This is a genomic window from Pedobacter kyungheensis (genome assembly GCF_000812965.1).
Taxonomy (GTDB): domain Bacteria; phylum Bacteroidota; class Bacteroidia; order Sphingobacteriales; family Sphingobacteriaceae; genus Pedobacter; species Pedobacter kyungheensis.
Map to the genome: position 1 here is coordinate 1 of NZ_JSYN01000058.1, position 6,153 is coordinate 6,153.

The following is a 6,153-nucleotide window of genomic DNA, read 5'->3' on the forward strand; positions in this document are numbered from 1 at the left end:
CCTGGACCTTTTCTTGTAAAAACCTACGAAAAGCTTATTTGCGGCAGTTTCTAGGCGCCTGCCATTACACATTCCCAACGCACGCGCTTGCTCCTGCCTTGGGTAGTGGGGTATGAAAGGTTGTGCAAAGTTTTTCGTGCTTTTTCCTGCGAAAATCTCCTATGCCGGATGGAAGGGTGCAGAAAACCCCTTGCGTCACGCTCTTCCCCCTCGCCGTCATGCTGAACTTGTTTCAGCATCTCTTATTTTATTTGTGCGAGCTACATTGAGACCCTGAAACACCCGTCCGGCCGGGCGGAAGTTCAGGATGAAGATAAGGGCACAGTCCCTTGCGCTAATCCGTCATTCCCGCGCAGGCGGGAATCTTAATGCTTTTGCTGTTGCTTTCCCTTTGCACAATCTTGCCTCGGCTACCGATATAAAATCGGTACAGGTCAGCCGCCGAACCGCCCTTACTTTTGGCTTGATCCAAAAGTAACAAAAGATCAAGGCTTGGATCTTTTCTTGTAAAAACCTACGAAAACCTGAATGGCGGCAGTTTCTAGGCGCTTGCCCGCCCTTAGGCCAACGCACGCGCTTGCTCCTGCCTTGGATAGTAGGGAAATGGAAGGTTGTGCAAAGCTTTTCGTGCTTTTTCCTGCGAAAATCTCCTATGCCGGATAGCAGGGTGCAGAGGATCTGCTTTTGGTGTCATCCAGAGCCTGTCGAAGGACCTTCGTTATTCCCTTCCCTGATCATTGCGAAGCAGGGCTGTGTAAGCTGAAGCCTGCCTGCTGCAGGCAATCTCATTATTAGCAATCTTTGCAGCAAGAATTACCGGCATGAAAGATTGCTTCGTAGTTCCTCCTCGCAATGACGTGTTTTCGAGGATACCTGAAACACCCGTCCGTCCGGCCGGGCGGAAGTTCAGGGTGACGGCGAGGTGGTGGGAGACAGCCAAGAGGGTTACAGCTGATTTAGGTTAATCGATATAGATTCCTCGGTTCCGCTGCGCTACTCTCGGAATGACGGGTTTCTTTAGGGATTTATGTTAACTATCGGACTCGTTTCAGCATTTCTTATTTATTTGTGCATGCTATGTAGACCCTTCGACTCCGCTCAGGGTGACGATCAAGGGAGCTGCCTCCGCTCGGATAGGGGTCAAAACACCACCTTAATCACCCTGTTCGCATTTTCGCCAAGGGGCATTAAATCCCTATCGAAAGTAATCTTCAGGCATTCTTTGTTCTGTTTCCAGTTGAGCGGGGTATCGGTATCGGCCAGCATTACGGCTTTAATCTCGAGCATGGCGGTATTTAACGATTTAATAATCAGTTCGCCATTGAGAGCTTCTTTTACATGAATTTGCAGTTCATCGTGTTTGCCTGAGTAAAAAATAATGGGTTCGAGCACCCTGATGTCGACAGCGTTTTTTAAAGGGTGAGTAAGCGTTTGAGGGGTATTTTCGAGCGGCATATTTTAGGTTGTTTTGAACGGGAATTACTTATCTGCGTAATTGGGATATACTGCTAAAGGTTTTGTTTTGCTGGTCAATAAGTGGGCACAACGGGTGGCCCACTTATCCCGGCTATTGATCAACTAACTCTTTTTCGTTTGGTAAAACTGCCTGTTTTGGTTTGGCTGAACCATTGGCCAGCCGGCAGCAATTATTTGCATGAATCAAATTTGAAATATTCTCTTCGAAAAAAAGACGAAGATTCTAAAAGAAAGGGTAGAAAAATCAGTAATATCGCATTAAAATCCCGGTACAATACTAAGGAGAGTAATCATCTTCCTATATTTATTGGATAGCTAACTAACTAGAACTTACAAAATTGAATATGAGATGTGATAAGCCCGTCGGGCTATTGCTTGGCCTGCTAATTTTCCTTACTTTTTTTTCGGCAAAGGGTCAGCCTGCGGTTTCTTTTTCAAACCTCACGGTCGAAAACGGCTTGTCGCAAAATTCTGTAATTGCTATTGCCCAGGATAGCACGGGTTTTATGTGGTTTGGCACGCGCCAGGGGCTTAACCGTTACGATGGCTATCGCTTTAAAATTTATAAAAATGAAATTAAAAACCCGGCCAGTATTTCGGGGGTCGAAATTACGTCGCTATTAACCGATAGTAAAGGGGTATTGTGGGCAGGTACCTCGAGCGGATTAAACCACTACAATGCACAAAACGATTCGTTTGTGCGCATTAAGGGCTTAAGCAGCAATAGTGTGGAAGCCATTTATCAGGATCGCAATAAAAATGTTTGGGTAGGTACGCTAAACGGATTAAACTTACTGACAGACCGGGCAACCAATAAGTTTAAGATTTTTCGTTTCAGCAGCAGGAGTGGCGATCCGGTTAACAGCATTTATAGCTTTTGCGAAGATAAAAACGGTAATTTATGGGTAGGCACGGGTAATGGGGTAGTTTTATTGAGCCACGATCGGGGTGGCTACCATTACAAAAAAGTGGATTTCCCTTCGCCCCTGCCTTCTAATTACATTACCGCCATTGCTGCCGATGAACAAGAAAATATCTGGATGGGTACCAGCAATGGCTTGTGCCGCTTTGATGTGCTGCACCATAACCTCAAGGTTTTTCAGCACGATAACCAGAACCCCGGTTCGATTATCCATAACGATATCAGGGAAATTATGCCCTACAAAGGCAATTTATGGGTGGGTACGCAAGATGGCCTGAGTATTTTAAACCCTACCCTGGGTACTTTTACCAGTTGCCAGCACGATCCGGAAGTGAGCAGTACCATTAGTCACAATTCTATTCACAATATCTTTAGCGATAAAAACCGGAACATCTGGATCGGAACTTATTTTGGCGGGGTAAACATGGTTTCGCCGGTATCTACCCGCTTTAGAGTTTACCGCAACAGCCGGTTTTTGCCCAGCATTAGCGGCAATGTACTGAGCTCGGTACTGGAAGATGCGCAACACAACCTGTGGATTGCCACCGAAGGCGGTGGATTAAATTATTACAACCGCAAAACCAATACTTTTAAGAGCTACAAAAGCAACTCTACCGATTCATCGAGCATCAGTTCGAACCTGATTAAGGTGATGAAGAAAGAAGGCCCCAACAGCGATAAAATTATTATTGGCACACACCGTGGGGGGCTGAATATCTTCGACCCGAAAACAGGCAAAGCCCAGCATATTAAAAACGTACGCGATTCGTTAGGGGTTGCAGGTTCGGCCGAAATCCTGGCACTCGAAGTAGACCGTCGTGGTACCATCTGGATAGGCTCGCTCAACGGGCTTACTACGCTGGCCAAAAAGGATGGGAAATACCCTCCCCATACCACCAAAAGTATTTTAGACCGTTATTTGCGGCGCAAAAATATCACCAATATTTACGAAGACAGCCGTGGCGACCTTTGGATTTGTACCAATATGGGCCTGTATCAATACAACTTTAAAACAGGCGTATTGGCGGTTTTCCATAAAAACGAAGGTAAAAGCAACCAGCTGCAATCTGATTACATTAACTGCATTACCGAAAACAGTGCCGGCGAAATGTTGATTGGTACTTACTTTGGTGGGTTGAGCATTTACAACCCTAAAACCAAAACATTTAAAACCTTTCAGGAAAAAAACGGACTGATTAACAACAATGTATTAGGGATAGTGGAAGATGCCAGTCATAATTTATGGCTTAGCACGGCCAATGGTTTATCGGAGCTGAACCCGGCAACGGGCAGGTTCAGGAATTATACCAAAAGTGATGGGCTGGCAGGCAATGAGTTTAATGCGCGTTCTTACTTTATTGATAGTCGCGGCGAAATATTTATGGGCGGTATAAACGGGCTTACTTCTTTTTATCCGCGCGAAATTGAACTGAACAATTATGCTTCGCCACTGATTTTTACCGGTTTAAAATTGTTTAACCAATATGTAAGTGAAAAAGACGGGCAACTGGCCGAAGAAATCAATACCGGCCAAACGCTTACTTTTAACCACGACCAGAACAATTTTACCATTGAGTTTGCGCTGCTTAATTTTGTAAAACCCGACAAAAACAAATACACTTATTTTTTAGAAGGTTTTGATCGTGGCTGGAACGATATGGCTACGCCTAGTGCCACTTATACCAATTTACCGGCCGGCAATTACCGCTTTATGGTAAAAGGTGCCAATAACGATGGTATTCCGGGGGCAAAAGTAGCCAGCATTAACATCAGGGTACGCCCGGCTTTCTGGGCCAGCTGGTGGGCTTATGGCCTTTATTTATTGCTGTTTTCAGCCATGCTCTTCCTCATTGTACGCTACCTATTTGTGCAGGCCTTGTTAAAACGGACTGAGGATGTGCAGCGGGTTAAACTGAGGTTTTTTACGCATGTTTCGCACGAAATCAGAACGCCGCTTACGCTGATATTAGGCCCGCTGGAAAACCTGCTGAAAAGCACCAAAGATTTGCCTGTTATTAACAACCAGATTTTGCCGATAAAACGCAATGCCGACCGTTTAATGCAGCTGGTAACCGAGCTGATGGATTTCAGGAAAACGGAAACCGGTAACCTGAAACTACAACCGCAGCAACAGGATATTGTATTGTTTTTACGCGAAATTTTTAATGCCTTTGAGCAACTGGCCGAAAGCCGCAATATTAGTTATCATTTCGAATACAGTGGCGAACCGATATTGATCTGGTTTGATAAGTTGCAGATGGAAAAGGTTTGTTTTAACCTGCTCTCGAACGCCTTTAAATTTACCCGCGATAACGGAGCAATTAGTGTTAGTATTAAAGAAGTGAAGCAGGAGGTACAAATTGAAGTGCGCGATAATGGCATCGGGATTCCGGAAAGCAGTACCAGCAAGCTCTTCAGCGACTTTTTCCAGGTAAACAGTCCGGGTTTTGTGCACATTGGTTCGGGTATTGGCTTGGCGCTATCTAAAAGCATTATAACCGCCCATAATGGCGAGCTGTTAATGGCCAGTGTACCGGAAAGTGAAATGCAGGCGGGCAATACCTGTTTTACCGTCATCTTAAAAAAAGACGGCAGCTGGGTAGAGCAGCTTGAACCTTATGAGCCGGCTGTCGATGGACAGGAAAGCAGTACTTATGTGGTGCCTATGCCAGTGCCTGATGTGGCTGTAGGTAGCCTGAACCCGAAACAGACTTTTAAGGAAACGGTTTTACTGGTGGAAGATAATCCGGAAATCAGGCAGTTGCTGCGCAATACCGTTGGGCTGAACTACCAGATTTTAGAAGCCGAAAACGGTCAGGTGGGTTGGGAAATGGCCAGCGAGCAGTTGCCAGATCTGGTTATTTGTGATGTTATGATGCCAGTGATGAATGGACTGGATTTATGCCGTCAGCTGAAAACCGACGAGCGTACGGCCCATATCCCGGTGATTTTGTTAACGGCCAGGGTATCGCAGGCACAACAGGTGGATGGCCTTGAAACGGGGGCGGATAGTTATATTACCAAACCTTTCAGCATTGAGCTGATGTTGCTGAATGTGCGCAATTTGCTGCAATCGCGGGCTAACATGCGGCGCAAGTTTGGCGAGCAGGCCAACCTGAACCCGCAGGATGTAACGATTAATACGGTAGATCATAAGTTTATGCTTAAGCTTACCAAGTGTATTGAAGAGCGTCTGAGCGATCAGCATTTTGGGGTGCAGGAACTGGCCCGCGAAATTGGTATGAGTCAGCCGGTATTGTACAAGAAAATAAGGGCCATTACCGATTTATCGGTTAATGATTTTGTGAAATCGATCCGTTTAAAAAAGGCAGCAGTTTTACTGGAAGGTAGGGTTTACAATGTTTCGGAAGTGGCACATTTGGTGGGGTTTAACGATCCGAAGTATTTTAGCCGCGAGTATAAGAAACAGTTTGGCTATACACCGAAGGTTTATTTGAGTAATCAGAAGGGGAAGGAGTAAGAGGGGTAGCAGGGTGTATGGGATGTTATTTAACGTTGTCATCCTGAGCCCTGTCGAAGGACTTTTGTTATCCCAGTCACTAATATCTTTGTCATGCTGAGCGCAGCGAAGCATCTCTTATTTGTTTGTAAGCGATGTAGATACTCCCTTTCGCAAATCCGTCATTCCCGCGCAGGCGGGAATCTTAATGCTTTCGCTGTTTTCTTTCCGCTCACCGCCGCGGGGGCTCTTTCTTTTCTCTTGATAGAAAAGAAACAAAAGATCAAGGCTTGGA

2 protein-coding genes are annotated in these 6,153 nt (G+C 45.5%); one reads left to right on the plus strand and one right to left on the minus strand.

Annotated features, from left to right (window positions below):
* Positions 1-1,140: 1,140 nt before the first annotated feature.
* Positions 1,141-1,455, minus strand: coding sequence for a hypothetical protein (locus tag OC25_RS26505; RefSeq protein ID WP_039483557.1), 315 nt, complete (start codon positions 1,453-1,455; stop codon positions 1,141-1,143).
* 365 nt (positions 1,456-1,820) lie between these two features.
* Here OC25_RS26505 and OC25_RS26515 point away from each other — a divergent pair, with 365 nt between their 5' ends.
* Positions 1,821-5,879, plus strand: a complete 4,059-nt coding sequence (locus OC25_RS26515; protein ID WP_039483565.1) for a hybrid sensor histidine kinase/response regulator transcription factor — start codon at positions 1,821-1,823, stop codon at positions 5,877-5,879.
* The last annotated feature ends 274 nt before the right edge of the window (positions 5,880-6,153 follow it).